The sequence below is a fragment of the Burkholderia sp. Bp9090 genome (assembly GCF_003857985.1).
In the GTDB taxonomy this organism is placed as follows: Bacteria; Pseudomonadota; Gammaproteobacteria; order Burkholderiales; family Burkholderiaceae; genus Burkholderia.
In genome coordinates, this window is record NZ_QTPV01000008.1 from 38285 (window position 1) to 64421 (window position 26137).

Annotated in this window: 21 protein-coding genes, 1 pseudogene and 1 riboswitch; of the genes and pseudogenes, 8 read left to right on the plus strand and 14 right to left on the minus strand. The window is 68.9% G+C overall.

Features of this window, described 5'->3' with window-relative positions; translation table 11 throughout:
* Positions 1 to 7 precede the first annotated feature (7 nt).
* The 4 genes from DIE16_RS10180 to rsmA are packed head-to-tail and all read left to right on the plus strand — an operon-like array spanning position 8 to position 5659.
* Entirely contained in the window at positions 8 to 2368 is a 2361-nt protein-coding gene (locus DIE16_RS10180) for an LPS-assembly protein LptD (RefSeq protein WP_124570707.1), read from the plus strand.
* Between the two features lie 51 nt (positions 2369 to 2419).
* Positions 2420 to 3778 (plus strand): peptidylprolyl isomerase, encoded by a 1359-nt coding sequence (locus DIE16_RS10185; protein ID WP_124488618.1) that lies wholly within the window; start codon positions 2420 to 2422, stop codon positions 3776 to 3778.
* A gap of 11 nt (positions 3779 to 3789) precedes the next feature.
* Positions 3790 to 4779: a 4-hydroxythreonine-4-phosphate dehydrogenase PdxA gene (gene pdxA / locus DIE16_RS10190; RefSeq protein WP_124666067.1), complete on the plus strand. Its 990-nt coding sequence runs from the start codon at positions 3790 to 3792 to the stop codon at positions 4777 to 4779.
* A 49-nt stretch (positions 4780 to 4828) separates the two neighbouring features.
* On the plus strand, positions 4829 to 5659 hold the full coding sequence (gene rsmA / locus DIE16_RS10195; protein ID WP_124488620.1) for a 16S rRNA (adenine(1518)-N(6)/adenine(1519)-N(6))-dimethyltransferase RsmA: 831 nt from the start codon (positions 4829 to 4831) through the stop codon (positions 5657 to 5659).
* A gap of 116 nt (positions 5660 to 5775) precedes the next feature.
* Here the strand turns inward: rsmA and DIE16_RS10200 are convergent.
* Positions 5776 to 6710 (minus strand): annotated as a pseudogene (locus DIE16_RS10200) (DMT family transporter).
* Positions 6711 to 7094: 384 nt separating this feature from the next.
* Here DIE16_RS10200 and gloA point away from each other — a divergent pair.
* Positions 7095 to 7484 (plus strand): lactoylglutathione lyase, encoded by a 390-nt coding sequence (gene gloA / locus DIE16_RS10205; RefSeq protein ID WP_044846812.1) that lies wholly within the window; start codon positions 7095 to 7097, stop codon positions 7482 to 7484.
* A gap of 100 nt (positions 7485 to 7584) precedes the next feature.
* On the opposite strand, the gene DIE16_RS10210 is transcribed toward gloA, so the two are convergent.
* From DIE16_RS10210 to glyQ, 5 genes are read right to left on the minus strand one after another with little or no spacing between them, the layout of a single operon-like run.
* A complete protein-coding gene (locus tag DIE16_RS10210) occupies positions 7585 to 8484 on the minus strand; it encodes a M48 family metallopeptidase (protein ID WP_124570704.1) in 900 nt (299 codons plus the stop codon).
* A 46-nt stretch (positions 8485 to 8530) separates the two neighbouring features.
* Entirely contained in the window at positions 8531 to 9295 is a 765-nt protein-coding gene (locus tag DIE16_RS10215; RefSeq protein ID WP_044846811.1) for a 1-acyl-sn-glycerol-3-phosphate acyltransferase, read from the minus strand.
* Positions 9296 to 9338: 43 nt separating this feature from the next.
* Complete coding sequence (gmhB, locus tag DIE16_RS10220) at positions 9339 to 9902, minus strand: D-glycero-beta-D-manno-heptose 1,7-bisphosphate 7-phosphatase (RefSeq protein ID WP_124488623.1); 564 nt, start codon at positions 9900 to 9902, stop codon at positions 9339 to 9341.
* 10 nt (positions 9903 to 9912) lie between these two features.
* Complete coding sequence (gene glyS, locus DIE16_RS10225; RefSeq protein WP_124570703.1) at positions 9913 to 12012, minus strand: glycine--tRNA ligase subunit beta; 2100 nt, start codon at positions 12010 to 12012, stop codon at positions 9913 to 9915.
* Between the two features lie 22 nt (positions 12013 to 12034).
* Positions 12035 to 13039, minus strand: coding sequence for a glycine--tRNA ligase subunit alpha (gene glyQ, locus DIE16_RS10230; protein ID WP_080294533.1), 1005 nt, complete (start codon positions 13037 to 13039; stop codon positions 12035 to 12037).
* Between the two features lie 344 nt (positions 13040 to 13383).
* Here glyQ and DIE16_RS10235 point away from each other — a divergent pair, with 344 nt between their 5' ends.
* On the plus strand, positions 13384 to 15021 hold the full coding sequence (locus DIE16_RS10235; protein ID WP_124892240.1) for a tetratricopeptide repeat protein: 1638 nt from the start codon (positions 13384 to 13386) through the stop codon (positions 15019 to 15021).
* Between the two features lie 142 nt (positions 15022 to 15163).
* Here the strand turns inward: DIE16_RS10235 and lnt are convergent, their stop codons facing one another.
* From lnt to DIE16_RS10270, 8 genes are all read right to left on the minus strand, one after another.
* Positions 15164 to 16855 carry an apolipoprotein N-acyltransferase gene (gene lnt / locus DIE16_RS10240; protein ID WP_124892241.1) on the minus strand — a complete coding sequence of 564 codons (1692 nt, stop codon included), beginning with the start codon at positions 16853 to 16855 and terminating at the stop codon, positions 15164 to 15166.
* Positions 16856 to 16907: 52 nt separating this feature from the next.
* The gene (locus DIE16_RS10245; protein WP_044846806.1) at positions 16908 to 17795 is read right to left on the minus strand and encodes an HlyC/CorC family transporter; all 888 of its coding nucleotides are present in this window, start codon (positions 17793 to 17795) and stop codon (positions 16908 to 16910) included.
* 296 nt (positions 17796 to 18091) lie between these two features.
* The gene (locus DIE16_RS36570; protein WP_185735459.1) at positions 18092 to 18241 is read right to left on the minus strand and encodes a hypothetical protein; all 150 of its coding nucleotides are present in this window, start codon (positions 18239 to 18241) and stop codon (positions 18092 to 18094) included.
* Between the two features lie 67 nt (positions 18242 to 18308).
* Positions 18309 to 18941, minus strand: coding sequence for a gamma-glutamylcyclotransferase (locus tag DIE16_RS10250; protein WP_124488627.1), 633 nt, complete (start codon positions 18939 to 18941; stop codon positions 18309 to 18311).
* Between the two features lie 14 nt (positions 18942 to 18955).
* Positions 18956 to 19741, minus strand: coding sequence for an rRNA maturation RNase YbeY (gene ybeY, locus DIE16_RS10255; protein WP_124892242.1), 786 nt, complete (start codon positions 19739 to 19741; stop codon positions 18956 to 18958).
* A 152-nt stretch (positions 19742 to 19893) separates the two neighbouring features.
* Positions 19894 to 20940, minus strand: a complete 1047-nt coding sequence (locus DIE16_RS10260) for a PhoH family protein (protein ID WP_124488629.1) — start codon at positions 20938 to 20940, stop codon at positions 19894 to 19896.
* 33 nt (positions 20941 to 20973) lie between these two features.
* Entirely contained in the window at positions 20974 to 22347 is a 1374-nt protein-coding gene (gene miaB / locus DIE16_RS10265; protein ID WP_124488630.1) for a tRNA (N6-isopentenyl adenosine(37)-C2)-methylthiotransferase MiaB, read from the minus strand.
* Positions 22348 to 22620: 273 nt separating this feature from the next.
* Positions 22621 to 23553 (minus strand): LysR family transcriptional regulator, encoded by a 933-nt coding sequence (locus DIE16_RS10270; RefSeq protein WP_044846801.1) that lies wholly within the window; start codon positions 23551 to 23553, stop codon positions 22621 to 22623.
* 147 nt (positions 23554 to 23700) lie between these two features.
* Between DIE16_RS10270 and DIE16_RS10275 the strand changes: the two genes are divergently transcribed.
* Together DIE16_RS10275 and DIE16_RS10280 are read left to right on the plus strand one after the other, a co-directional pair.
* Complete coding sequence (locus DIE16_RS10275) at positions 23701 to 24876, plus strand: MFS transporter (RefSeq protein WP_124488631.1); 1176 nt, start codon at positions 23701 to 23703, stop codon at positions 24874 to 24876.
* A gap of 217 nt (positions 24877 to 25093) precedes the next feature.
* Complete coding sequence (locus DIE16_RS10280) at positions 25094 to 25777, plus strand: helix-turn-helix domain-containing protein (RefSeq protein WP_044846799.1); 684 nt, start codon at positions 25094 to 25096, stop codon at positions 25775 to 25777.
* Between the two features lie 188 nt (positions 25778 to 25965).
* Positions 25966 to 26114: riboswitch (FMN riboswitch) on the plus strand.
* The last annotated feature ends 23 nt before the right edge of the window (positions 26115 to 26137 follow it).

Consider the following 26137-nt stretch of genomic DNA (forward strand, 5'->3'; position numbering starts at 1 on the left):
ACGATAGATGCCGCCCAAACCGCTATTCCCGAATGTCTTCCCCGGTGACGGGGCGCCGCGCAAACGGCGGCTCGCGCTCGCGCTCCTGGCCGTGCCCGGCCTCGTGCCGGCCGTGTCGCACGCGCAGCTGTCGGGCGCGGCCGCGCAGCCGCAGCCGCTCGACTCGCCGTGGGACCTGCGTCTCGCCCCGCAGCTCGAGGATCATCCGCTGAAGGACGGCGCGAAGCCGGCCACCTTCGTGATTGCCGACCATACGAGCGGCACGGCCGATCAGGACCTCGCCGCGAAGGGCTCGGCCGAGCTGCGCCGCGGCGACGCGGTCGTGAAGGCCGACGCGCTCCACTACGATCAGGATACCGACATGGCCGACGCGTACGGCCAGGTCAAGGTGGTCAACGGCGGCACGTCGTTCGCGGGCCCCGAGGCGCATCTGAAGGTCGAGGCGAACCAGGGCTTCATGACGGCGCCGAAGTACCACTTCAACGTGACGGGCGGCTCCGGCAGCGCGGAGCGCGTCGACCTGCTCGACAGCGAGCGCTCGGTGTTCGTCAACGGCACCTACACCGCGTGCCAGTGCTCGACGAACCCCGCGTGGTACATCAAGGGCAGTCGCTTCGACTTCGATACCGGCGCCGACGAAGGCACCGCGCGCAACGGCGTGCTGTTCTTCCAGGGCGTGCCGATCTTCGCGAGCCCGTGGATGACGTTCCCGCTGTCGGGCGAGCGGCGCAGCGGCCTCTTGCCGCCGACGTTCTCGATGAACTCGAACAACGGGTTCGAGCTGTCGCTGCCGTACTACTTCAACATCGCGCCGAACCGCGACCTGACGATCACGCCGCGCATCATCTCGCGGCGCGGCGTGCAGACCGAAGCGACGTTCCGCTACCTGTCGCCGTCGTATTCGGGCACGTTTACGGCCAATTACCTGCCGGACGACCGGCTCGCGCACCGCAACCGCTACGCGATCTACTGGCAGCACCAGCAGAACTTCGGCGGCGGTTTCGGCGGCTACGTCTACTACAACAAGGTCTCGGACAACACGTATCCCGAAGACCTTGGGTCGATGAACCAGTTCATCAACGGGACGCAGACGCTGTACCAGCAGGAAGCCGGCCTCACGTACAACAACGGCCCGTGGTCGGTGCTCGCGCGCTACCAGCACTGGCAGACGCTGCCGCCGTCGATCGCGCCGTACAGCCGCGAGCCGCAGTTGAACGTGAAGTACACGAAGTACAACGTCGGCGGCTTCGACTTCGGCGCGGAAGCCGATTATTCGCGGTTCCGCATCACGACCGCCGACATGACCGAAGGCGACCGGATCGTCTTCAACCCGTATATCGCGTACGGTGTGTACGGCCCCGGCTACTTCGCCGTGCCGAAGGTCCAGTACCACTTCGCGTCGTACGACCTGAACCACCTGTCGTCGAGCACGCCGAACAGCCCGAAGCACTTCACCGAGTCGATCCCGACCGTGAGCTTCGACTCGGGCCTGATCTTCGACCGCTCGGTGCGCCTGTTCGGCCAGGACTTCATCCAGACCCTCGAGCCGCGCCTGTACTACGTGTACACGCCGTATCGCGACCAGTCGAACGCGCCGCTGTTCGACACCGCGGAATCGGACTTCGGCCTCGCGGAGATCTACCAGCCGAACACGTTCGTCGGCAACGACCGGATCGCCGATGCGAACCGGATCACGGCCGGCCTGACGTCGCGCTTCATCGATCCGCGCACCGGCGACGAGCGCGCGCGCTTCGTGGTCGCGCAGCAGTACTATTTCGCCGACCAGCGCGTGACGCTGAACTCCGGCCAGAGCGCCGTGCTGGCGCGCCACTCCGACCTGATCGTCGGCGCCGCGCTGAAACTCGGCTCAGGCTTCATGTCGGAGACGGCGTTCCAGTACAACCAGAACAACAACCAGCTCGTGAAGTCGAGCATCGGTTTCGGTTTCAGCCCGGGCGAGCGCCGCGTGATCAACGTCGGCTACCGCTACACGCGTGCGAACACGACGCTCGACAACCAGCCGATCAACCAGTTCCTGGTGTCCGCGCAGTGGCCGCTCACGCGCCGCCTGTATGCGATCGGCCGCTTCAACTACGACCTGGCCGCCGACCGGGTCGTCGACGGTCTGCTCGGCTTACAATACGACGCGGATTGCTGGGCGCTCGGAGTCGGGGTCCAGCGGTACGCGAACGGCGTGAACACGTCGGGGCAGCAGAATTCGTCGACGCGCTTCATGATGCAGCTGACGTTGAAGGGGCTGTCGAGCGTCGACAACGGTCTCGTGGCCGCATTCCGCGCCGGGGTGCCGGGCTATACGCCGCTGCCGTCCGCGCCGCCGCCGATGTCCCGCTTCAGCAACTACGAGTAACGCCGGCTTGTCTGCACCGGTCAGCACGATTTCAATGGAGTATCAGTGGCAATGAAGAAAACCCTTCGTTTCGCGGCAGTCGTGTCCAGCCTCGCCGCCGCCGCCGCGCTGCTCGCCGCTGCGCCGGCCGCGGCGCAGGCGCTTGGTTCGCATGGCGCGCAGCTTGCCGACGAAGTCGTCGCGGTCGTCAACAACGACGTGATTACGGGTCGCGAACTCGACCAGCGCGTCGGCCTGATCTCGCGCCGGCTGCAGCAGCAGAACGCGCCCGTGCCGCCGGCCGACCAGCTGCGCGCGCAGGTGCTGAACCAGATGGTGCTCGAACGCATCCAGGTGCAGAAGGCCAAGGACGACGGGATCCGCATCGACGATGCCACCGTGCAGTCCACGCTGCAGCGCCTCGCGCAGGCGAACGGGATGACGCTCGAGCAGTACCGCGCGCGCATCGTCGCGCAAGGCGTGCCCTGGAGCGTGTTCACGAGCGACGCCCGCACCGAGCTGATGCTGTCGAAGCTGCGCGAGCGCGAGGTCGACGGCAAGATCACCGTGTCGGATGCCGAGGTCGCGAACTACATCGCGAGCCAGCGCGGGCCGAGCGCATCGCAGCAGCAGGACCTGCGCTTCCAGCACATCTTCATCAAGGCGCCGACCAACGCGCCGCAAGCCGACATCGAAGCCGCGCAGAAGAAGGCCGACGCGCTGCTGCAGCAGGCCACGTCGGGCGCCGATTTCGAGAAGCTCGCGAAGAACAACTCGGAAGCGAACGACGCGAAGAAGGGCGGCGACCTCGGCTTCAAGGCGCCGTCCGCGCTGCCGGCCGACGTCGTCGAAGCCGCGTCGAAGCTCCGCCCCGGCCAGGTCAATCCGACGCTGATCCGCGTGCCGGACGGCTTCGAGATCGTGCGTCTCGTCGACCGCCGCCAGAGCCAGGGCGCGACCGCCGCGGCACCGAAGATCGTCCAGACGCACGTGCGCCACATCCTGTTGCGCGTCGGCGAAGGCAAGTCGGAAGGCCAGGCACGCCAGCAACTGCAGGACATCCGCAAGCAGGTCGAGGCCGGCGGCGATTTCGAGAAGTTCGCGCGCACCTACTCGCAGGACGGTTCGGCGTCGCAGGGCGGCGATCTCGGCTGGATCAGCCCGGGCGAGACCGTGCCGGAATTCGAGCGCGCGATGAACAACCTGCAGGCCGGCCAGATCAGCCAGCCGATTCGCACCGAGTACGGCTACCACCTGATCCAGGTGGTCGAGCGCCGCGAGGCGGAAGGCTCGGTGCAGCAGCAGATGGATATCGCGCGCCAGGCGATCGGCCAGCGCAAGGCCGAGCAGGCGTACGCCGACTGGCTGCGTGAACTGCGCGATTCGTCGTACGTGCAGTACAAGATCGGCGGCGTCGGCCCGGCGAACTGAGCGAGCTTCGCATGACGGCATCCGCGCTGCAGATCGCGATCACGACCGGCGAACCCGCGGGTGTCGGCCCGGAGCTGACCGTGCAGGCGTTGCAGGATGCCGCGCGGCGCTGGCCCGGTGCGCATTTCACCGTGCTCGGCGATGCCGCGCTGCTCGACGCACGCGCGGCGGCCGTCGGTGCCGACCGGGCGGTGCTCGCCGGCGGCGAGCCGGTGTCGGTCGAGCATCATCCGCTCGCCGTGCCCGCGCAGGCGGGCAAGCTCGACGCGGCCAACGGCCGCTACGTGCTCGGGCTGCTCGATGCCGCGATCGACGGCGCGGTGGCGGGCCGGTTCGACGCGATCGTCACCGCACCGCTGCAGAAGAGCACGATCAACGATGCCGGCGTGCCGTTTACCGGCCATACCGAATACCTTGCGGAACGCACGCACACGCCGCGCGTCGTGATGATGCTGGCAGGCACGGGCGAGCGGCCGCTGCGCGTCGCGCTCGCGACCACGCACCTGCCGCTGAAGGACGTGTCGGCCGCGCTGACGATCGACGGGCTCGTCGAGACGCTGGCGATCGTCGATCGCGACCTGCGGCGCGACTTCGGTCTCGCGGCGCCGCGCATCCTCGTGACGGGGCTGAACCCGCACGCGGGCGAGAACGGCTATCTCGGGCGCGAGGAGATCGACGTGATCTCGCCGGCGCTCGCACGCGCGCAAGCGCAGGGCATCGACGCGCGCGGCCCGTATCCGGCCGACACGCTGTTCCAGCCGCGCCATCTCGAGGGCGCCGATTGCGTGCTCGCGATGTTCCACGATCAGGGCTTGCCCGTGCTGAAGTATGCGACCTTCGGCGAGGGCATCAACGTCACGCTCGGGCTGCCGATCATCCGCACGTCGGTCGATCACGGCACGGCGCTGGATCTGGCCGGCACGGGCCGCGCGGATCCGGGCAGCATGGTCGCCGCGCTCGACACGGCCGTCACGATGGCGCGCCATCGCCGCGCGGCCTGACACGCACGAGCCTGACCTCATTCGTCGTATTTTTCGTTTTTCTCAGTCGATGTCGAACAGCAGACAGCACCAAGGCCACTTCGCGCGCAAGCGCTTCGGGCAGAACTTCCTCGTCGATCACGGCGTGATCGACTCGATCGTCGCGACGATCGGCCCCGCGCGCGGCCAGCGGATGGTCGAGATCGGCCCCGGCCTCGGCGCGCTGACCGAGCCGCTGATCGCGCGTCTCGCGACGCCCGAGTCGCCGCTGCATGCGGTCGAGCTCGACCGCGACCTGATCGGGCGCCTGCAGCAGCGCTTCGGCGCGCTGCTGGAGCTGCACGCGGGCGACGCGCTCGCGTTCGACTTCCGCTCGCTCGCGGCACCCGGCGACAAGCCGTCGCTGCGGATCGTCGGCAACCTGCCGTACAACATTTCCAGCCCGCTGCTGTTTCACCTGATGACGTTCGCCGACGCGGTCATCGACCAGCATTTCATGCTGCAGAACGAAGTCGTCGAACGGATGGTCGCGGAGCCGGGCACGAAGGCGTTCTCGCGACTGTCGGTGATGCTGCAGTACCGCTATGTGATGGAGAAGATGCTCGACGTGCCGCCGGAATCGTTCCAGCCGCCGCCGAAGGTCGATTCGGCGATCGTCCGGATGATTCCGTACGAGCCGCACGAACTACCGGACGTCGATCCCGTGCTGCTCGGCGAAGTCGTCACCGCCGCGTTCTCGCAGCGCCGCAAGATGCTGCGCAATACGCTCGGCGACTACCGCGAGACGATCGATTTCGACGCGCTCGGCTTCGATCTCGCGCGACGCGCGGAGGATGTCAGCGTGGCCGAATATGTCGGCGTCGCGCAGGCGCTTGCAGCGGCGCGCAAGGCCGCGGAGTAGCGGCATGCGGGCGTCGCACCTGGCGCCTGCCCCGAGCGCGATCGACGAGGCTGCCCTGAGCGGGCAGCTTTTTTTTCGCACGGCTTTCGTCGCTGCCGGACCGCGTCTGCATCGCGCTACGCGCGTCGGCGCGGCGGTGCGTTGACGAGCGCGATTCCCGTCAGCACCAGCGCGGCGGCGGACATGAAGCGCCAGCCGACCGATTCGCCGAGCAGCAGCACGCCGAACGCGACGCCGAACAGCGGCGACAGGAACGTGAACACCGACAGCCGCGACGCGCTGTAGCGCGTCAGCAGCCAGAACCACGACAGGTAGCTGACGAACGCGACGATCACCGACTGGTACGCGAGGCTCGCGAGCGCGATCGGCGTGACCCGCGCGAACGACGTCTGGCCGAGCAGCGCGGCGAGCGCGATCAGCACGACGGCCGACACCGCGAGCTGGTAGAACAGCGTCTTGCTCGCGCTGGCGCGCGCGAGCGACGTCGAGCGCACGACGACCGTCGTCGCGGCCCACATCGCGCCGCCGAGGATCCCGAGCGCGTCGCCGGCGAGCCCGGCCAGCACCGATGCGCCGGGCGCGCGCGGCGTCAGGAAGCCGTCCGCGAACGCGAGCGCGATGCCGGCGAACGCGAGGCCGACGCCGGCCCACTGGACGCGCTGCAGCCGTTCGCCCGGCGCGAACAGGTGCAGGCCGAGCGCCGTGAAGCACGGTGCCGTGTACAGGAAGATCGCCATGTGCGACGCGCTCGTCAGCGTGAGCCCGAAGAACACGCAGATGAACTCGCCGGCGAACAGCGCACCGGCCGCGATGCCCGCGCCGAGCGTGCCGTCCGCGCGGAACAGCGGCGTGCCGCGCGAGCGTGCCCGCCCCACAGCAGGAGCGCGGCGATCACCGAGCGCAGCCCGGCCTGGAACATCGGCGGGATCGCCGCGTTGGTGCTCTTGATCGCGACCTGCTGGAGGCCCCAGATCGCGCACAGCAGCAGCATCACGCCGACCGCGCGCATGTCGAGCGCGCGTCGCACGGGCGTGCCGGCGAGCGCGGTCATCGGCGGACCTCGCCGATGCGGCGGGAAGCGGGCTGGGGCATGAGCAGAGACTTGGGCAAAGACATGGTCAGCGGCGGACGAACGGCGCGTCCGGCGCGCGCGAATCGGCGATTTCTCACGGCAGGCTGTGTGGCTGGAATGAGGCGGTGGTCGCGTTCTGGCTGCGGGCGGCATGCCCGTTTTTGGTGCGAAGTGGGAGGATGTTACCCGATCGATGGACTTGCCGGGGCCGTCGGGCGCGGTGATCTCCACCGCCGCACGGGCTTCGCGCTCGCCGTGCGGATGCTTGGGTATCGGCCGGTGGCGCACGGGGCGCCGGCGGCGGGATTGACCCGACTCCGGTAGAATTTCCGCTACTGGAAAGTCCCCACAGGAGTACAACACATGCGTTTGCTGCATACGATGCTGCGAGTCGGCGATCTCGACCGCTCGATCAAGTTCTACACCGAATTGCTCGGCATGAAGCTGCTGCGTCGCGAGGATTATCCGGAAGGCAAGTTCACGCTCGCGTTCGTCGGCTACGAAGCGGAAAGCGCGGGCACCGTGCTCGAGCTGACCCACAACTGGGATACGCCGTCCTACGATCTCGGCAACGGCTTCGGCCATCTGGCGGTGGAAGTCGACGATGCCTACGCGGCCTGCGACAAGATCAAGGCGCAAGGCGGCAAGGTGACCCGCGAAGCCGGCCCGATGAAGCACGGCACGACCGTGATCGCGTTCGTCGAGGATCCGGACGGCTACAAGATCGAGTTCATTCAGAAGAAGGCGCACTGAGCGCCGGGCGCGCGGCGCACGATGTGCGTCGCGGGCAGGAAAAACGGGCGATGTGGAGGAATCCGCATCGCCCGTTTGTATTTTGGTGCGGCCGATCGCGTCAAAGCGCCGGCAGCAGTTCGGGCGGGTGATGCTTGAGCGTGTGCCGCGCTTCGCGGAATTCCGGGAAGATCGATTCGACGGTCTGCCAGAAGGCCGGACTGTGGTTCATCTCGCGCAGGTGCGACAGCTCGTGCGCGACGACGTAGTCGACGATCGACATCGGGAAGTGGATCAGCCGCCAGTTCAGCCGGATCTTGCCGTCGCTCGAGCAGCTGCCCCAGCGCGTCGCCGCCGACGACAGCGCATACATCGAATACGTGACGCCGAGCCGTTCCGCGTAGACCGCCAGGCGTTCGCCGAAGATCCGCTTCGCTTCGCCCTGCAGCCAGCCCTGCACGCGATCCTTGATCTGCTGCATGTCGGCTTGCACGGGCAGCGGCAGCGACAGCCGTTGCGCATCGGCGTCGAATGCGACGGCGCCCGCGCCGAGCGCGATCGTGATCGTCTTGCCGAGATAAGGGAGTTGCGCGCCGTCGCGCCAGTCGATCTGCGGCAGCGCGCGCTGCTCGGTGCGGGTTTTCCACTCCGCGAGCTTCGCGAAGATCCAGCGCTGCTTCTCGGCGATCGCCGCTTCGATGTCGGCGAGCGTGACCCAGCGCGGCGCGGTGATCGACAGCCCGCTGCCGTCGATCGTGAAGCCGATCGTGCGGCGCGCGGAGCGCTTCAACCGATATTCGAGCACGCGGCTGTCGAGTGCGAACGTCCGGACGCGGGAGCGATCGGGTGCGGGACCCGGATCGAGCGGCACCGCGGGAGCCGCAGCCGCTTCAGGCGGCGACGGCAGCGCGGCGGGCGCCGACGGTGGCGGCGATGCTGCCGGCCCGTCGAAGAGCGGCAGGTCCATCTGGCGATGATCGAGTGCCACGATGGCAGGCCGTGGCCGCGGACGCTTTTTCATCAGTTCGCTTCGTTTCGTCGTACACAACGGCTGCAATCCGGGTGATTCAGACGCGTGCGGCATCGCGCGTGCCGGCATTGCCCGGCTGGCGATACGCATCGGGATCGATGCGGCGCATTTCCGCTTCGATCCATGCTTCGACCTGCGAGTTCAATACGTCGGGCGTCTTGCCTTCGACCGGAATCGGCTTGCCGATCGACACGGTGACGACGCCCGGGAACTTCGTGAACGAATTGCGCGGCCACACCCGACCTGCATTGTGCGCGATCGGCACGACCGGCGCGCCGGTTTCGATCGCGAAGCGCGCGCCGCCCGTCTTGTACTTGCCCTGCTTGCCGACCGGCGTGCGCGTGCCTTCCGGGAACATGATCATCCACGCGCCTTCCGACAGGCGCTTCTTGCCCTGGCGGATCACCGACACGAAGGCATTCTTGCCTTCCTTGCGGTTGATGTTGACCATGTGCAGCAGCCCGAGCGCCCAGCCGAAGAACGGCACGTACAGCAGCTCGCGCTTGAACACGTAGCAGAGCGGCTTCGGCATCAGCGCCGGAAACGCGAGCGTCTCCCACGCGGACTGGTGCTTCGACAGCAGCACGGCCGGGCCGTCGGGCAGGTTCTCGTAGCCTTCGATCCGGTAGCGGATGCCGTTCAGCCAGCGCACGACCCACAGCGTCGACTTGCACCAGCCGGCCGCCATCCAGTAGCGCGCGTCGGGGCGCATGAACGGAAAGGCGATGAAGCACGCGGTGGCGTACGGCACCGTGTACAGGATGAAATAGATCAGCAGCAGCAGGGAGCGGACGAAGCGCATCGGCGTGGGTCTGACAGTAGGGAGGATGCGCGCGGCGGCCGCATCACTCGTGTTCGTGTGAAAGGAAGTCGAGTGCGAACGCGCGCAGGTCGTCATGGACCTGCGTGCCGTCCGGCAGGTTGCCCGCGGCGAGCGTCTTCTTGCCCTTGCCGGTCAGCACGAGGTGCGGCCGGAAGCCGACCGCGACGCCGGCCTGCAGGTCGCGCAGCGAATCGCCGACGGCCGGCGTGTGACCGGGATCGATCTCGAAGCGCTCGGCGATCATCTGCATCATGCCGGGTTTCGGCTTGCGGCAGTCGCAGTGGTCTTCCGACGTATGCGGGCAGAAGAACACCGCGTCGATGCGCGCGCCGACCGCGGCCGCCGCGCGATGCATCTTCAGATGCATCGCGTTGAGCGTGGCCATGTCGAACAGCCCGCGACCGATGCCGGACTGGTTGGTCGCGACGACCACGCGATAGCCGGCGTGGTTGAGTCGTGCGATCGCCTCGAGGCTGCCGGGCAGCGCGATCCACTCGTCGGGCGTCTTGATGAACGCGTCCGAATCGACGTTGATCACGCCGTCCCGATCGAGGACGACGAGCTTGCGGTTGGGGCTGGTCGGCATCGTTCGGCCTTTACGCGGCGAGCTTCGAGATGTCGGCGACGCAGTTCATCTGCTGATGCAGCGCCGACAGCAGCGCGAGACGGTTCGCGCGCAGCGCGGGATCCTCGGCGTTGACCATCACGTCGTTGAAGAACGTGTCGACCGGCGCGCGCAGCGCGGCGAGCGCCGACAGCGCGCCCGTGTACGCACGCGCCTCGAGCTGCGACTGCACGTGCGGCGTCACGGCTGCGAGCTGCTCGTGCAGCGCCTTCTCGGCGGCCTCGACGAGCAGCGTCGGCTGCACCGTGCCGTTCGCGCCGCCTTCCGACTTCTTCAGGATGTTCGAGATCCGCTTGTTCGCGGCCGCGAGCGCTTCGGCTTCCGCGAGGCGCGTGAATTCGCGCACCGCGTCGAGGCGCGCGACGAGATCGTCGACACGCGTCGGGTTCAGGCTCAGCACCGCGTCGACTTCGCCGGCCGAGTAGCCGCGCTCGCGCAATAGGCCGCGCAGGCGGTCGATGAAGAACGCGAAGATCGCGTCGGTCGATTCGGCGACGCCCGGCACGCCTTCGAAGCGCGCATGGGCCGTGCGCAGCAGCGACACGAGATCGAGCGGCAGCTGTTTCTCGAGCAGCAGGCGCAGCACGCCGAGCGCGTGACGGCGCAGCGCGAACGGATCCTTCTCGCCGGTCGGCGCGAGGCCGATGCCCCAGATGCCGACGATCGTCTCGAGCTTGTCGGCCAGCGCGACGGCGGTGGACACCGGCGTGGTCGGCAGCGCGTCGCCGGAGAAGCGCGGCTGGTAATGCTCGGCGCAGGCGAGCGCGACGTCGTCGGGCTCACCGTCGTGGCGCGCGTAGTACGTGCCCATCGTGCCCTGCAGTTCCGGGAACTCGCCGACCATGTCGGTCAGCAGGTCGGCCTTCGCGAGGCGCGCGGCGCGCTTCGCGTGCGCGGCGTCGGCACCGATCGCGGGCGCGATCTCGCCGGCGAGCGCCTCGAGGCGCTCGACGCGTGCGAGCGCCGAGCCGAGCTTGTTGTGATAGACGACGTTCGCGAGCAGCGGCACGCGGTCCGCGAGCGGCTTCTTCTTGTCCTGCTCGAAGAAGAACTTCGCGTCGGCGAGGCGCGGGCGCACGACGCGCTCGTTGCCTTCGATGATCTCGCCCGGCGTCTTCGTCTCGATGTTCGACACGATCAGGAAGCGCGAGCGCAGCTTGCCGGCGACGTCGGTGAGCGCGAAGTACTTCTGGTTCGTCTGCATCGTGAGGATCAGGCATTCCTGCGGAACCTGCAGGAATTCGTCCTCGAAGCGGCACGGATAGACGACCGGCCATTCGACCAGCGACGTCACTTCGTCGAGCAGCGACTCGGGCATCACGACCGTGTCGCCGTTCGCGTGCTCGTTCAGCTGCGTGCGGATCGTTTCGCGGCGATCGGCGAAGTGCGCGATCACGCGGCCCTTGTCGCGCAGCGTGTCGGCATACGCGCGCGCATGCTGGATCGCGACGAGGCCGTCGGACAGGAAGCGGTGGCCGAGCGTGGTGTCGCCGGCATCGACGCCGAACGCGGTGACGGGCACGATGCGGTCGTCGTGCAGCACGGTCAGGCGGTGCACCGGACGCACGAACTTCACGTCGGAGCCGTCCGGGCGCTGGTAGGTCATCACCTTCGGGATCGGCAGCTTCTCGAGCGTTTCGTCGAGCGCGGCCTGCAGCCCGTCGGCGAGCGTCGCGCCGGCCGCCGAGTAGTTGACGAAGAACGCTTCGGCCTTGCCGTCCTGCGCGCGCTCGAGATCGGCGATCGACAGGTTCGGATGGCCGAGCGCCGCGAGCTTCTTCGCGAGCGGGGCGGTCGGCCGGCCCTCCGCGTCGAGCGCGACGGACACCGGCAGGACCTTTTCGCGGACCTGCTTTTCAGGCGCGACGGCGCGCACGTTCTGCACGACGACCGCGAGGCGGCGCGGCGTGGCGTAGCGTTCGAATACGAGTTCGCCTTCGATGAGGTCGCGCGCCGCGAGGCGTTGCGCGAGGCCTTCGGCGAATGCGTCGCCGAGGCGTGCGAGGGCCTTCGGCGGCAGCTCTTCGGTCAGCAGTTCGACGAGCAGGGGGGCGGGATGATTGTGCGTCATGTGTGGATTGAATCTCGTCTCGTCAGTCCTGATCGATCTTGCGTTCGACCTTGAGCGGCGGCGCCCATGCCGGCTGGGCGGCGTCCTGGGCGTCGGTGGTGAGGCCCGGCACGCCCGGCGGGTTGCCGAGCATCGGGAAGCCGAGCTTCTCGCGCGAGTCGTAGTAAGCCTGCGCGACGAGACGCGACAGCGCGCGGATGCGGCCGATGTACGCCGCGCGTTCCGTGACCGAGATCGCGCCGCGCGCGTCGAGCAGGTTGAACGTGTGGCCGGCCTTCAGCACGAGTTCATACGCGGGCAGCGCGAGCTGCGCGTCGATCATCTTCTTCGCTTCCGCTTCGTAGCTGTTGAAGAACGTGAACAGCAGGTCGACGTTCGCGTGCTCGAAGTTGTAGGTCGACTGCTCGACCTCGTTCTGGTGGTAGACGTCGCCGTACGACAGGCGGCGCAGCTCGGGGCCGTTCGGGCCTTGCTCTTCCCATTCGGTCCACACGAGGTCGTACACGTTCTCGACCTTCTGCAGGTACATCGCGAGGCGCTCGAGGCCGTACGTGATTTCGCCGAGCACCGGCTTGCAGTCGAGGCCGCCGACCTGCTGGAAATACGTGAACTGCGTGACTTCCATGCCGTTCAGCCACACTTCCCAGCCGAGGCCCCACGCGCCGAGCGTCGGGTTCTCCCAGTCGTCTTCCACGAAGCGCACGTCGTTCTGCTTCAGGTCGAAGCCGAGCGCTTCCAGCGAACCGAGGTAGAGATCGAGGATGTTCTCCGGCGCCGGCTTGAGCACGACCTGGTACTGGTAGTAATGCTGCAGGCGGTTCGGGTTCTCGCCGTAGCGGCCGTCCTTCGGGCGGCGCGACGGCTGCACGTAGGCGGCGCGCCATGGCTCCGGGCCGACCGCGCGCAGGAACGTGTGGACGTGCGACGTGCCCGCGCCGACTTCCATGTCGATGGGCTGGAGCAGGGCGCAACCCTGCTTGTCCCAGTAGGACTGCAGCGTCAGGATGATTTGCTGAAACGTAAGCATGAAGAGCCTTCGTGGCGCTGGCGCTCCGTTGCGGGCGGCGCTCCGGGCGGGGCCCGGAGGGTCGGCTCGCGCGGCGGCGCGGCTTGTTAGTGTGCTGAAACGTGCAATTTTACCGGATCGGCGGCCGGATGCGGCCGGAACGCGGACGAAGGGGGCGTCGGCGGTGTTTCGGGCGAGCCGTGCGCGGCCTGTGCGCGGCGCGTCGATGCGCGCGGTGCGCTCGCGCGCGGTGTCGCGATGCGCTGCTCGCTCCGCCTGCCGCGCCGCTTTGCGCGGGCGTTAAGATGCGCGTATTGCGGCGCGCGCGACGCCTGCCGCGCGACCGATTGCCCACTCCGGACCGCATGGACGATTCGAACGACCTCCTCATTCCGCTGATGCCGCCGCTGCTTGCGCTGCTCGGGCAGGCCGCCGACGCGCACGCGCGCGGCGAGCGCGACTCGCATGCGCTCTGGCTCGCCGCCGCCGGCCATCTGCACGCCGTCGACATGGCCGCGCTCGCGCAGCTTACCGCGGCGCTCGTCGCACGGCAGCGTGGCGCCGACGCGCTCGCGCTGGCCGAATGCGCGCTGCGCGTGCATCCGGGCGCCGGCGCGAGTTTCAATCATGGCTATGCGCTGCAGATGCTCGGCCGTCACGCCGACGCCGTCGCGTCGTACCGCGCCGCCTATGCGCTCGATCCGGGCTGGCCGTCGCTGCGCAACAACCTGGCGATCGCGCTGCGGCTGTCGGGCGGCGACCGCAACGAAGAAATCGCGCTGCTCGACGCGGCCGTGGCGGCCGACCCGCACGACGTGCAGGTGTGGACCAACCTGGTCGTCGCGCGGCTGGCGACGCAGGACCTCGACGGCGCGCTCGCGTGCGCGGCGCGGCTCGCGGAGATCGCGCCCGACAATGCGCTCGCGCAGAACAACATCGCGATGGCGATGAAGGAGGCGCAACGCTGGGACGACGCCGAGCGCCATGCGGCGCGCGCGTGCGAGCTGGCGCCCGATGACGCGTCGTTCCGTTTCAACCTCGCGATCATCCAGCTCGTGCGCGGCAACTACGCGGCCGGCTGGCGCGGCCACGAGGCGCGCTGGGACGGCGCCGGCGAGCTGCGCGGCCGCCGGCCGGTGCTGCCCGGCCCGCGCTGGCACGGCGAGCCGCTCGCGGGCAAGACGCTGCTCGTCTGGGGCGAGCAGGGGCTCGGCGACGTGCTGCAGTTCGCGCGCTTCGTCGCGCCGCTCGCCGAGCGCGTGCACCGCGAGGGCGGCCGGCTCGCGTGGAACACGTTTCCGCAGGTGGGCACGCTGATGCGGCGCAGCCTCGGCGCGCACGCGGATGCGTTCAGCGCGGGCGGCGGCGTCGACGCGCTGCCGGCGTTCGACTACGAAGTGCCGCTGATCGGCCTGCCGTTGATGCTCGGGATGGAGACGTCGACGCTCGGCGCGGCGGTGCCGTACCTGCATGCCGATCCGCGCGCGCGCGACGCATGGCGAGCGCGGCTCGCGGGCGACGGCCGGCTGAAGGTCGGGCTCGTATGGACGGGCAGCGCGGGGCACCAGCGCAATCCGTTGCGGCGCGTCGGGCTCGAGCGCTATGCCGATGCGTTGCGCGGTGTCGACGGCGTCGCGTTTTACTCGCTGCAGCCGGGCGCGGACGCGGATGTCGCCGCGGCGCGCACGGCCGGTTTCGCGATCGAGGACTTCACCGGCGAACTCGAGAGTTTCGACGATACGGCCGCGTTCATCGGCGCGCTGGATCTGGTGATCACGGTGTGCACATCGGTCGCGCACCTGTCGGGCGCGCTCGGCGCGCGCACCTGGGTGCTGCTCGACGTGAATCCGCACTGGCCATGGCTGCTCGAGCGCACCGACAGCCCGTGGTATCCGACCGCGACGCTGTACCGGCAGCCGACGTTCGGCGCGTGGGCGCCGGTGCTGGAAGCGCTCGGGCGGGATCTGCGCGGCCTGGCCGCGGCCGCGCAGCGGCCGGCCTGAACGGCTGGCCGTCGCGCTGTCGCGCGTCGTTGCTTCCTGCATGCGGCTTGCCGGGGTGTCGTGCGGACTCGGCCTCGTGCGCCGAACGTCGGCGGGCGGGGCGGTCCGCATGCCGCATCGACGGCGCCGGCCGCCCGATGCGTCAGGCGTTGCGGTCGCCGCCGGCCTGCGCGCCGTTGCGGCGGCGCAGGCCCGGCCCGAACGTGAAGCCGAACGCGAGCAGCACCAGCGACACCGCGAGCACGATGTTGTTGCCGCTCGTCACGTACGGCGTGAAGCCGCTCGTGCCTTCGATCCGCACGTCGAGCGAGCCGATCGTAAACGGCTTGAGCTGGCCGAGCACGCGGCCGCGCGCGTCGATCGCGGCGGTCATCCCGGTATTGGTCGAGCGCAGCATCGGCCGGCCCGTCTCGAGCGCGCGCATCCGCGCGATCTGCAGGTGCTGGTCGAGTGCGATCGTGTCGCCGAACCACGCGAGGTTCGTCACGTTGACGAGCACGCCGGGCGGCTGCGGATTGTCGCGGATCGTCGCGGCGATTTCCTCGCCGAACAAGTCCTCGTAGCAGATGTCGGCCATCACCGGCTGGTTGTGCACGAGGAACGGCTTCTGCACCGGCGCGCCGCGCGCGAAGTCGCCGAGCGGCATCTTCATCAGGTCGACGAACCACCGGAAGCCCCACGGGATGAACTCGCCGAAGGGCACGAGATGGTGCTTGTCGTAGTGATAGATGTCGCGCGAGTGCGGCGTCACGCCGTACAGGCTGTTCGTGTAGTCGACGTAGTGGCCGTCCGGCGTGACCGATGCGCCGACCGCGCCGAACAGCACGGCCGAGCCGGTCGTGTCGCTGAACTTGCGGATCGCGACGGCGAACGGTTCGGGCAGCTCCTGGATCATCACCGCGATCGCGGTCTCCGGCGTGACGATCAGGTCGGCCGGTTTCTCGACGATCATCTGCGTGTACATCTTGATCGCCGCGTCGATGCCTTCCTGCTCGAACTTGATGTCCTGCTTCACGTTGCCCTGCAGCAGCCGCACCGTGAGCGGCGCGTTCGCGGGCACGGTCCACGCGGCCTGCGACAGCGCGATGCCGGCCGCGACGAGCGCGACGGCGATGCCGGCCGGCGCGGCGATGCGCACGCGCGCGTTGCCGGCGGCGCTGTTTTCGGATGCGGGCGCCCGGCGCGCGGCGACGAGCGCCTGCACGACCAGCGCGGCGAACAGCGCGAGCACCCAGGCGATGCCGTACACGCCGACGACCGGCGCGAAGCCCGCGAACGGACCGTCGACCTGCGGATAGCCGCTCGCGAGCCACGGGAAGCCGGTGAATACGGTGCCGCGCAGCCATTCGCCGAGCGCCCAGGCGCTCGCGAACGCAAACGCGCCGTGCCAGGTCGGCGAGAACGGCCGCGGATCGGGTTCGCGGCGATGCCATGCATGGCCTGCGCAGAACGACCAGAGCCCCGCCGAGAACGCCGGGTACAGCGACAGGTAGAGCGAGAACAGCACCAGCGCGCCGCCCGCGAGCGGTGCGGCCATCTCGCCGTACACGTGCATGCTGATGTAGAGCCACCAGATGCCGCTGATGAAGTTGCCGAAGCCGAACGCGCCGCCGGTGAGCGCGGCGCCGCGCCAGCTCGACGTGCGCGTCAGCTGCGCGAAAAACCAGACGAATACGACGAGTTGCAGCCAGCCGCCGTGCGGGGTCGGTGCGAAGCTGAGCGTATTGGCCGCGCCGGCGAGCAGCGCGGCCGGATAGTGCCAGCGCGGCAGCGTGCGGCCGGGCGCCGGCGCGAGAAGACCGCCAGCCGGGCGGGACGGGATCGGATCGTCCATGTGAAGCAAAAGAGGGCGAGCGGTTGAAGGAGACGCGACCGGCGCGAGACGGTCAGTCCTCGTGCGAGGTTTCGGCGCGGCGGCTCGCGAGGGGGTTGCGGCGCACCAGCAGTACGTGGACCTGGCGCGCATCGCCGCGCTGGATCTCGAACACGAGGTTGCCGAGCTGCAGCTTCTCGCCGCGGTGCGGCACGCGGCCGAAATGATGGGTGATCAGCCCGCCGATCGTGTCGACCTCGTCGTCGGGGAAGTCGGTGCCGAACGCCTCGTTGAACTGTTCGATCTCGGTGAGCGCGCGCACGCGGAAGCGGCCGTCGGGCCCCGAGATGATGTTGCCGGCTTCCTCGTCGAAGTCGTATTCGTCCTCGATGTCGCCGACGATCTGTTCGAGCACGTCCTCGATCGTGATCAGGCCCGCGACGCCGCCGTATTCGTCGACGACGATCGCGAGGTGGTTGCGGTTCACGCGGAAGTCGTGCAGCAGCACGTTCAGGCGCTTCGATTCGGGAATGAACACGGCGGGGCGCAGCATCCCGCGCACGTCGAATTCCTCTTCGGCGTAGAAGCGCAGCAGGTCCTTCGCGAGCAGCACGCCGATCACGTTGTCGCGGTTCTCCTCGTACACGGGGTAGCGCGAGTGCGCCTTCTCGAGGACGAACGGGATGAAGTCTTCAGGCTTGTCGGCGATGTTGATCGCGTCCATCTGCGCGCGCGGCACCATGATGTCGCGCGCGCACAGGTCGGACACCTGGAACACGCCTTCGATCATCGACAGCGAATCGGCGTCGATCAGGTTGCGTTCGTGGGCGTCCTGGAGGATTTCCAGCAGCTCGGACCGGGATTCCGGCTCGGGCGAGATGAAGTCGGTCAGGCGCTCGAGCAGCGAGCGCTTTTCTTGCGGTTTGTCGGTGAGCTTACGACTGGGATACGAATCGTTCATGGTGGTGCGCCCGGGTCATGCCGGGGCGCGCGGTCACGGAGTAGGCAAGGATACACCAAGGGCATGGCGCGGCCGTGTCACACCGGCCGTCCGGCCAGGGGCAGGCGGCGCGCGCGAGCCCCGCTCGGGAACGGCCGCGCCGGGCGCGACGCCGTCCTGTGTATCCATCCTATCTCAGAAAGGGGCGGCGGGGCACGGCGGCAAAAAAAGCGGAGGCGACCGGCCGGCCGGTCGGCGTCGGCGGCATTTCGTCGCGTGCAGGGCGGGCCGGGCGGGCCGGGCGGGCGCTCGGACCCTCAGAAGCGCATGCCGGCGGAACAGCCGCCGGCGGCCGCGCCGTTGGTCGCGGCGCCGCCGCAACCGAACATGCCGCAGCCGGACAGCGCGATGCTCGTGGCGACGAGCAGCGCGGCCAGCATGGCGCGCGATCTGCGTGACGGGTTCATCGGCGCGGATTCTCCTTCGAACGCACGGGGGCGGCGGCCGGTGTGGCGCAAGCCGGCCGGTCGGGCATCACCGGCATCGCGCGAGCAGCCCTTCCAGCGCGCGGTCGGGGATGCCGCTCGCGCGCAGCGCGTCCACGGTGCGGCTCACGTAGTCGAGCGTCGTGCCGTAGCGGCCGGCCGCGCAGCTGAACACTTCCTTCACGACGGGGTCGGTCAGCTTGCCGGTGTAGGTGGGCACGTCGCGGCGCATCACGAATGCCAGCGCGTTCACGCGTTCGCCGGTCTCGAGCGTGCACGGCAGCCACGCGGGCCGGTACGACCCCATCGGCATTTCGCGTTTCCACAACGTCTCGAGATGCGGCTGCGCGGTCGGGCCCGCGAGCCGGAACGCGATGCCCGAGCACGAGCCGCCGCGATCGAGCGCGAGCACGAGGCCCGGACGTTCGGGCGTGCCGCGGTTCACGCGCGACCACAGGTAGAGCCCGCGATGGTAGCCGTGCACCTTGCCGCGCACGGCGGCGATGGTCGGCAGCCCGGGGTTCCAGATCAGCGAGCCATAGCCGAACAGCCAGAGATCCTGCCGGCCGTCCCAGTCGCGCATCGTGTGCGCGAGCGACGCCGCGAGTTCGTCTTCCGTCAGCAGCCGTCCCTCGCCGATCGACGGCGGGTAGGCGGGCGGCAGCATCGCGGCGTGGTGCATGGTGCGGACGGCTTTTACTGGTACGGGTTCGGGAAGCCCAGCTTCGCGAGGATGTCGACTTCGAGCGCTTCCATTTCGGCGGCGTCCTCGTCGCTCGTCTCGTGATCGTAGCCCTGCGCGTGCAGCGCGCCGTGCACCAGCAGGTGCGCGTAATGGGCGACGAGCGGCTTGCCCTGTTCGTGCGCTTCCTTCTCGACGACCGGGCAGCACAGCACGAGGTCGCCGATCACGGTGCCGTCGGGCGCCGGGTCGTACGCGAAGGTCAGCACGTTGGTCGGGTAGTCCTTGTGGCGGTAGCCGGCGTTCAGCGTGCGGCCTTCTTCCTCGCCGACGAAGCGCACGGTGAGCTGCGCGTTCGCGAACAGCGCCGGCTCGAGCCATTCGGCGATCAGCTTGCGTTTCGGCAGCGTCTTGCGGATGTCGGCGGTGATCTCGTCACCGTACTGCACGGACAGGTCGAGCTCCAGCTCGCGCAGCTCGTCTGCCATTTCCGCGATTTCCTCGTCGCGCGGCGCGGGTTCGGCACCCACGTGCAGCGTCACGCTGTCGTAGTGCTCGGGCTGCAGCGCGAGCTTCGCGCGCATCGCCGGATCGTTGTGCTGCGCGACGATCGCGACGGCTGCCTCGCCCGAGCTGCCCGACAGGTCGAACATCAGGCTGCGGCCGTCCGGGAAGTCGATTCGAAGCCCTTGCGCGTTGACGGTCCGGGCCTTGCCCTTCGCATCGAACAGCGAAAGACGCGGGGAATCGGGCGCGGCGGACTGGTCGCGCCCGGACTTGCGAGAACGGGAAGATTTCATGACGGGTGCGGCGATTGGAACGCGTTGAGGATACACCAAACGGCCGATCGCTCCCGAATTCGAACCGGCCGCGCGCGGGCGAAAAAATGCCCGGCGCGCCGTCGGGCGGGCCGGGCCGTCGGCCGGTGCGGCGCGCTGGCGCAGCCGGCTTCCTACGCGTCCTTGTGCTGCGCGTGGAAGTCGTCGTACGCCTCGACGATGCGCGCGACGAGCGGATGGCGCACGACGTCGGCGCTCGTGAAGCGCGTGAGCGCGATGCCGCGCACGCCGCCGAGCACCTGCTGCGCCTCGACGAGGCCGCTCTTGTGCCCGCGCGGCAGATCGACCTGGCTCGTGTCGCCGGTGACGACGGCCTTCGAGCCGAAACCGATCCGCGTGAGGAACATCTTCATCTGCTCGGGCGTCGTGTTCTGCGCCTCGTCGAGGATGATGAACGCGTGGTTCAGCGTGCGGCCGCGCATGTAGGCGAGCGGCGCGATCTCGATCATCTGGCGCTCGAACATCTTCGCGGTCTTGTCGAAGCCGAGCAGGTCGTACAGCGCGTCGTACAGCGGCCGCAGGTACGGGTCGACCTTCTGCGCGAGATCGCCCGGCAGGAAGCCGAGCCGCTCGCCGGCCTCGACGGCCGGGCGCGTCAGCACGATTCGCTTGACCTGGTCGCGCTCGAGCGCATCGACCGCGCACGCGACCGCGAGGTAGGTCTTGCCGGTGCCGGCCGGCCCGATGCCGAACGTCACGTCGTGCTGCAGGATCTGCTTCAGGTATTCGCGCTGCGCGGGCGTGCGGCCGCGCAGGTCGGCGCGCCGCGTGTAGAGCTTCGGCGCGGGTTCTTCGTCCGGCATTTCCGCGTCGAGCTGCGCGACGGGCTCGTCGAACGGATGGTCCGGATCGCCGCGAAAGCGCACGTCGAGCGTGTCCTGGCGGCCGTTGCCGGACGTGTGGCGCACTTCGACCAGCGCGAGCTGGATATCGTCCACCGACAGCGGATCGCGCGCGCGGTTGTAGAAGTTCTCGAGCGCCGCGAGCGCGAGCTTCGCGCCGCGGCCGCGGATCGTGATCCGGTGGCCGCGCCGCGCGAGCGTGACGTCGAGCGCCTGTTCGATCTGCCGCAGGTTCTCGTCGAGCGGGCCGCAGAGGTTGGCGAGGCGCGCGTTGTCGTCGCGCGGCGCGGTGAATTCCAGTGCTTGGACGGTCTTCAAAGTAGCGTCGGGCTCCTGTGGAACGTCAGTCGGTCAGTGGGTGGCCGCGCTCGCGTCGTCGCTCACGAGCAGCAGCTCGCCGCGCAGCGAGTGCGGGTACGCATGGTTGATCTTCACGTCGATCATCTGGCCGATCAGGCGCGGGTGCGACGCGAGCGGCGCCGGGAAATTCACGACCCGGTTGTTCTCGGTGCGGCCCGACAGTTCGTTCGGATCCTTGCGCGACGGGCCCTCGACGAGGATCCGCTCAACCTTCCCGACCATCGACTGGCTGATGCGCGCGACGTTTTCCTCGATGGTCGCCTGCAGATGTTGCAGGCGTTTGAGCTTGACCTCGCGCGGCGTGTCGTCGTGCAGGTTCGCGGCCGGCGTGCCGGGGCGCGGGCTGTAGATGAACGAGAAGCTGGTGTCGTAGCTCATCTCGTGCACGAGCGCCATCATCTTGTCGAAATCCTCTTCGGTCTCGCCGGGGAAGCCGACGATCATGTCGGTCGACAGCGACAGGTCCGGGCGGATCGCGCGCAGCTTGCGGATCACCGACTTGTATTCCAGCACCGTGTAGCCGCGCTTCATCGCCATCAGGATGCGGTCGGAGCCGTGCTGGACCGGCAGGTGCAGGTGGCTCACGAGCTTCGGCACCTTCGCGTAGGTGTCGATCAGGCGCTGCGTGAATTCCTTCGGATGAGACGTCGTGTAGCGGATCCGTTCGATGCCGGGGATGTCGGCGACGTATTCGATCAGCGTCGCGAAATCGGCGATTTCGGACGAGCCGGCCGCCAGCGCGCCGCGGTAGGCGTTCACGTTCTGGCCGAGCAGCGTGACTTCGCGCACGCCCTGGTCGGCGAGGCCGGCCACTTCGGTCAGCACGTCGTCGAGCGGGCGCGACACTTCATCGCCGCGCGTGTACGGCACGACGCAGTAGCTGCAGTACTTCGAGCAGCCTTCCATGATCGACACGAACGCGCTCGGGCCCTCGACGCGCGCGGGCGGCAGGTGGTCGAACTTCTCGATTTCCGGGAACGAGATGTCGACCTGCGCGCGGCCGCTCTCGCGGCGCGCGTCGATCATCTGAGGCAGGCGGTGCAAGGTTTGCGGGCCGAACACGAGGTCGACGTACGGCGCGCGCGACACGATCGACGCGCCTTCCTGGCTGGCGACGCAGCCGCCGACGCCGATCAGCAGGTCCGGCTTCGCTTCCTTCAGCTCGCGCACGCGGCCGAGATCGGAGAACACCTTTTCCTGCGCCTTCTCACGCACCGAGCACGTGTTGAACAGGATGATGTCCGCGTCTTCCGGGGTATCGGTCTTTTCGAGGCCTTCGGCCGCATTGAGCACGTCCACCATCTTGTCCGAGTCGTACTCGTTCATCTGGCAGCCGAAGGTCTTTACGTAAACTTTCTTGGTCATGGGGATTCGCCGTTCGCAGTGGTTGACCTGGGGGCGTCGTCAAGGGTGAATCGGGACGGCTGCTGCGATGCAGCGGCGCGTGCCGGTGCCGCGTGGCGGACCGGGGCGCGCAGCGCGCGTCGGGCGAGCCTCTCGCGCAACGCGTGAACGCATGAAAAGCCGTCGGGAAAGCCCTCCATTATAGCTTTACGCGCCGTGCCGGGCGGGCGGCGGGTTGCGGCCGCGCGACGCCTTTCGTTGCATTCCGACCCTGATATGACGGCGCGGCGGCCGTCAGCGGCACGCGTTCAGCAGGTCGTCCAGCGCCGCTTCCTCGCGCGCGAAGCGTTCGGCGAGGAAGTCGAGCAGCACGCGCACGCGCGGCGCCATGTAGCGCTTGCTGTGATAGATCGCGTGCAGCGGCGCGTCCTGGTGCCGCCAGTCGGGCAGCAGCACGCGCAGCCGGCCGGCGCGCACGTCGTCGGCGATGTCCCACAGCGACTTCAGCGCGATGCCGTGGCCGCGCAGCGTCCATTCGCGGGTCAAGCCGCCGTCGTTGGTCTCGAACGCGGTCGACACCGGCACCGTGTGGGTCTGCACCTCGTCGCCGCGCGTGAAGCGCCACGTGTTCATCGGGCCCGACGCGATCGTGATCACGTTGCAGGGAAAGCGGGCCAGATCGTGCGGGTCGGCCGGCACGCCGTGGCGCTCGACGAACGACGGCGCCGCGCACAGCACGCGCCGGTTCGCGGCGAGCCGGCGCGCGATCAGCGCGCCGTCGGGCGGGGCGGCGAAGCGGATTGCGAGGTCGATCTCGTCCTGCCACAGGTTCGACGCCGAATCGGACGCCGTCAGCGAGAACGTGACGCCCGGGTGCAGCGTGGTGAATTCGTCGAGCCAGTCGAGCAGCTGGTTGCGGCCGAAATCGGACGTCGACGACAACCGCACCTTGCCGGCCACCACGTTGCGGCCTTCCTGCAGCAGCGCATGCGCGTCGTCGAGCGCCTGCAGCGCCTGCCGGCAGCAGTTCAGGTAGAGCCGGCCTTCGTCGGTGAGCCGCAGCTGCCGCGTGGAGCGCTCGAACAGCCGCGTCGCGACCTTCGCCTCGAGCTTCGCAAGGCGCGCGCTCGCGGCGGCCGGCGTGAGGTTCAGCTTGCGCCCGGCCGCGGACAGGCTGCCCAGTTCGGCCGCCTCGACGAACAGCCGGATGTCGCCCAGTCGATCCATCGGATTTTCCAGAAATTTTTGAAAATGGTTCAAATGCCACGCCAATTATCAAAGATAGGCGTATTCGGGACAATGCGCGCAGATCCCGCCTTTTGTGCGGTGCGGCACCGACCGGGCGCCGCGTCCGCCGCCCTTTCGGAGAACGTCATGCCCATTCCGCTCCTGGCGCTCGCGATCAGCGCCTTCGCCATCGGCACCACCGAATTCATCATCATGGGCCTGTTGCCCGAAGTCGCGCACGACCTCGCCGTGTCGCTGCCGTCGGCCGGGCTGCTGGTCACCGGCTACGCGCTCGGCGTCGCGGCCGGCGCGCCGCTGCTCGCGGTGCTGACGAGCCGCATGCCGCGCAAGGCCGCGCTGCAGCTGCTGATGGCGATCTTCATCGTCGGCAACGTGCTGTGCGCGACCGCGTCCGGCTACGCGATGCTGATGGTCGCGCGCGTCGTCACGTCGTTCGCGCACGGCTCGTTCTTCGGGATCGGCGCCGTGGTCGCCGCGTCGCTCGTGCCGGCCGACAAGCGCGCGAGCGCGATCGCGCTGATGTTCACGGGCCTCACGCTGTCGAACGTGCTCGGCGTGCCGTTCGGCACGTTCGTCGGCCAGCTGCTCGGCTGGCGCGCGTCGTTCTGGATCGTCGCCGCGCTCGGCGTGCTGTCGCTCGGCGGCGTCGCGCTGCTGGTGCCGAACCGCCACGACAGCGGGCCCGTCGGCCTCGGCCACGAAGTGCGCGTGCTGAAGGAGCCGCAGGTCTGGCTCGCGCTGCTGATGACCGTGCTCGGTTTCGGCGGCGTGTTCGTCGTGTTCACGTATATCGCGCCGATCCTCGAAACCGTCACCGGCTATTCGCCACGCGCGGTCGCGTTGATCCTCGTGCTGTTCGGCGCGGGGCTGACGGTCGGCAACACGCTCGGCGGCAAGCTCGCCGATCGCGCGCTGATGCCGTCGCTGATCGCGATCCTGGTCGCGCTGATGGCCGTGATGGCCGTGTTCGCGAAGACGAGCCATCTGCCGGTCGCGGCCGCGGTGACCGTGTTCGTGTGGGGAATCGCCGCGTTCGCGACGGTGCCGCCGCTGCAGGCGCGCGTCGTCGAGAAGGCCGCGAGCGCGCCGCATCTCGCGTCGACGCTGAACATCGGCGCGTTCAACGTCGGTAATGCCGCCGGCGCGTGGCTCGGCGGCCTCGCGCTGGGGCACGGCTTCGCGCTCGACGCGCTGCCGTGGGTCGCCGTCGCGGTGACGTTCGCGGCGCTCGTCGTCACGTGGCTCGCGATGCGGCTCGATGCGCGCGCGCCGGCGCGCGGCGCCGCACCGGCCGCGCATTGACGGTGCATCGGGCGGCAGTGCACCGGCGCTATGGCGACAGGAAAAGGTTCGCGAGAAACGCATTCCTCCGCGATGCTGATAACGGTGTGAAGATAACTTCGTTTGCCGGGTCGGGGCCGGGTGATAGCGTCTCGATACGCGCCGTTCGTGGCGCAACCCGATTCCGATTCAGGCTTACCCCATTCGCAGGGCCGCGCGGCGGCCCGGAGGCCATGCTATGTCTTCACCCCTTGCGCTGGTGCGCGACGTGTCTTCCTTCGAATCCGGCAATGCCGTCGACGCGCGGACGTCCGCGTCGCTCGACGTCCTCGAGCAGGTCGTCGGCGTGAACCTCGCGCGCCTGCGCGCCGAGCGGCAGCTGTCGCTCGATGCGCTCGCGCGGCTGTCCGGCGTGTCGCGCGCGATGCTCGCGCAGATCGAATCCGCGCGCAGCGTGCCGTCGATCAAGGTGCTCTGCAAGATCGCCGCGGCGCTCAAGGTATCGGTCGCCGCATTCCTGCGCCGTCACGCGGTGAACGGCTTCGAGCACCTGGCGGCCGAGCGCGCGGCGCGCGTCGTCAGCTCGAACGGCCGCTTCTCGGCGCGCGCGCTGTATCCGGAAGGCGAACCGGCCGCGGCCGAGTTCCACGAGCTGCGGATCGCGCCGCTGCACACGGAGCCCGGCACGCGCCGCGCGCCCGGCACGACGGTCAACCTGGTCGTCAGCGAGGGCACGCTCGAAGTCAGCGTGCACGATCGCCGCCAGTTGCTCGCGACCGGCGACGCAATCGTGTTCGACGCCGACCAGCCGTACAGCCTGCGCAATCCCGGCGACAGCGAGGCGCGCGCGTTCCGCGTGACGGTGAGCCCCGAGGTGCCGCCGCGCTGGCTCGTGCCCGACGCCGCGCACGCGGCCGGCTGAGCGCGCGGGCGGGTCGCCGGGCCGGCGCCGGTTCCATCGGGACGCGCGCAGGCCCGGTGTCGGCCGTTCGGACGATGCCGTTAGACGGCGTCGTCAGTAAGGTTTTAGGTGTGGTTCGCTGCGCGGTGCGCGCAGCTGATGTATGCTTGGCCGGCCGTTCCACGGGGAGATCCCCGGGCCGGTAATCAGTGCGTCTTCAGGGCGGGGCGAAATTCCCCACCGGCGGTAGGCTGGCGAAAGCCGGCGAGCCCGCGAGCGCCCGCGCATTTGCGCGGGGTCAGCAGATCTGGTCGAATGCCAGAGCCGACGGTCATAGTCCGGATGAGAGAAGATGTGCAGATAGTCATGTCCGTCAGGGCC

Bases quoted from the DNA above. Each gene is read 5' to 3' on its own strand.
- DIE16_RS10180 (WP_124570707.1), top strand. From the start codon at position 8: ATGCCGCCCAAACCGCTATTCCCGAATGTCTTCCCCGGTGACGGGGCG.
- DIE16_RS10185 (WP_124488618.1), top strand. From the start codon at position 2,420: ATGAAGAAAACCCTTCGTTTCGCGGCAGTCGTGTCCAGCCTCGCCGCC.
- pdxA (WP_124666067.1), top strand. From the start codon at position 3,790: ATGACGGCATCCGCGCTGCAGATCGCGATCACGACCGGCGAACCCGCG.
- rsmA (WP_124488620.1), top strand. From the start codon at position 4,829: ATGTCGAACAGCAGACAGCACCAAGGCCACTTCGCGCGCAAGCGCTTC.
- gloA (WP_044846812.1), top strand. From the start codon at position 7,095: ATGCGTTTGCTGCATACGATGCTGCGAGTCGGCGATCTCGACCGCTCG.
- DIE16_RS10210 (WP_124570704.1), bottom strand. From the start codon at position 8,484: ATGAAAAAGCGTCCGCGGCCACGGCCTGCCATCGTGGCACTCGATCAT.
- DIE16_RS10215 (WP_044846811.1), bottom strand. From the start codon at position 9,295: ATGCGCTTCGTCCGCTCCCTGCTGCTGCTGATCTATTTCATCCTGTAC.
- gmhB (WP_124488623.1), bottom strand. From the start codon at position 9,902: ATGCCGACCAGCCCCAACCGCAAGCTCGTCGTCCTCGATCGGGACGGC.
- glyS (WP_124570703.1), bottom strand. From the start codon at position 12,012: ATGACGCACAATCATCCCGCCCCCCTGCTCGTCGAACTGCTGACCGAA.
- glyQ (WP_080294533.1), bottom strand. From the start codon at position 13,039: ATGCTTACGTTTCAGCAAATCATCCTGACGCTGCAGTCCTACTGGGAC.
- DIE16_RS10235 (WP_124892240.1), top strand. From the start codon at position 13,384: ATGGACGATTCGAACGACCTCCTCATTCCGCTGATGCCGCCGCTGCTT.
- lnt (WP_124892241.1), bottom strand. From the start codon at position 16,855: ATGGACGATCCGATCCCGTCCCGCCCGGCTGGCGGTCTTCTCGCGCCG.
- DIE16_RS10245 (WP_044846806.1), bottom strand. From the start codon at position 17,795: ATGAACGATTCGTATCCCAGTCGTAAGCTCACCGACAAACCGCAAGAA.
- DIE16_RS36570 (WP_185735459.1), bottom strand. From the start codon at position 18,241: ATGAACCCGTCACGCAGATCGCGCGCCATGCTGGCCGCGCTGCTCGTC.
- DIE16_RS10250 (WP_124488627.1), bottom strand. From the start codon at position 18,941: ATGCACCACGCCGCGATGCTGCCGCCCGCCTACCCGCCGTCGATCGGC.
- ybeY (WP_124892242.1), bottom strand. From the start codon at position 19,741: ATGAAATCTTCCCGTTCTCGCAAGTCCGGGCGCGACCAGTCCGCCGCG.
- miaB (WP_124488630.1), bottom strand. From the start codon at position 22,347: ATGACCAAGAAAGTTTACGTAAAGACCTTCGGCTGCCAGATGAACGAG.
- DIE16_RS10270 (WP_044846801.1), bottom strand. From the start codon at position 23,553: ATGGATCGACTGGGCGACATCCGGCTGTTCGTCGAGGCGGCCGAACTG.
- DIE16_RS10275 (WP_124488631.1), top strand. From the start codon at position 23,701: ATGCCCATTCCGCTCCTGGCGCTCGCGATCAGCGCCTTCGCCATCGGC.
- DIE16_RS10280 (WP_044846799.1), top strand. From the start codon at position 25,094: ATGTCTTCACCCCTTGCGCTGGTGCGCGACGTGTCTTCCTTCGAATCC.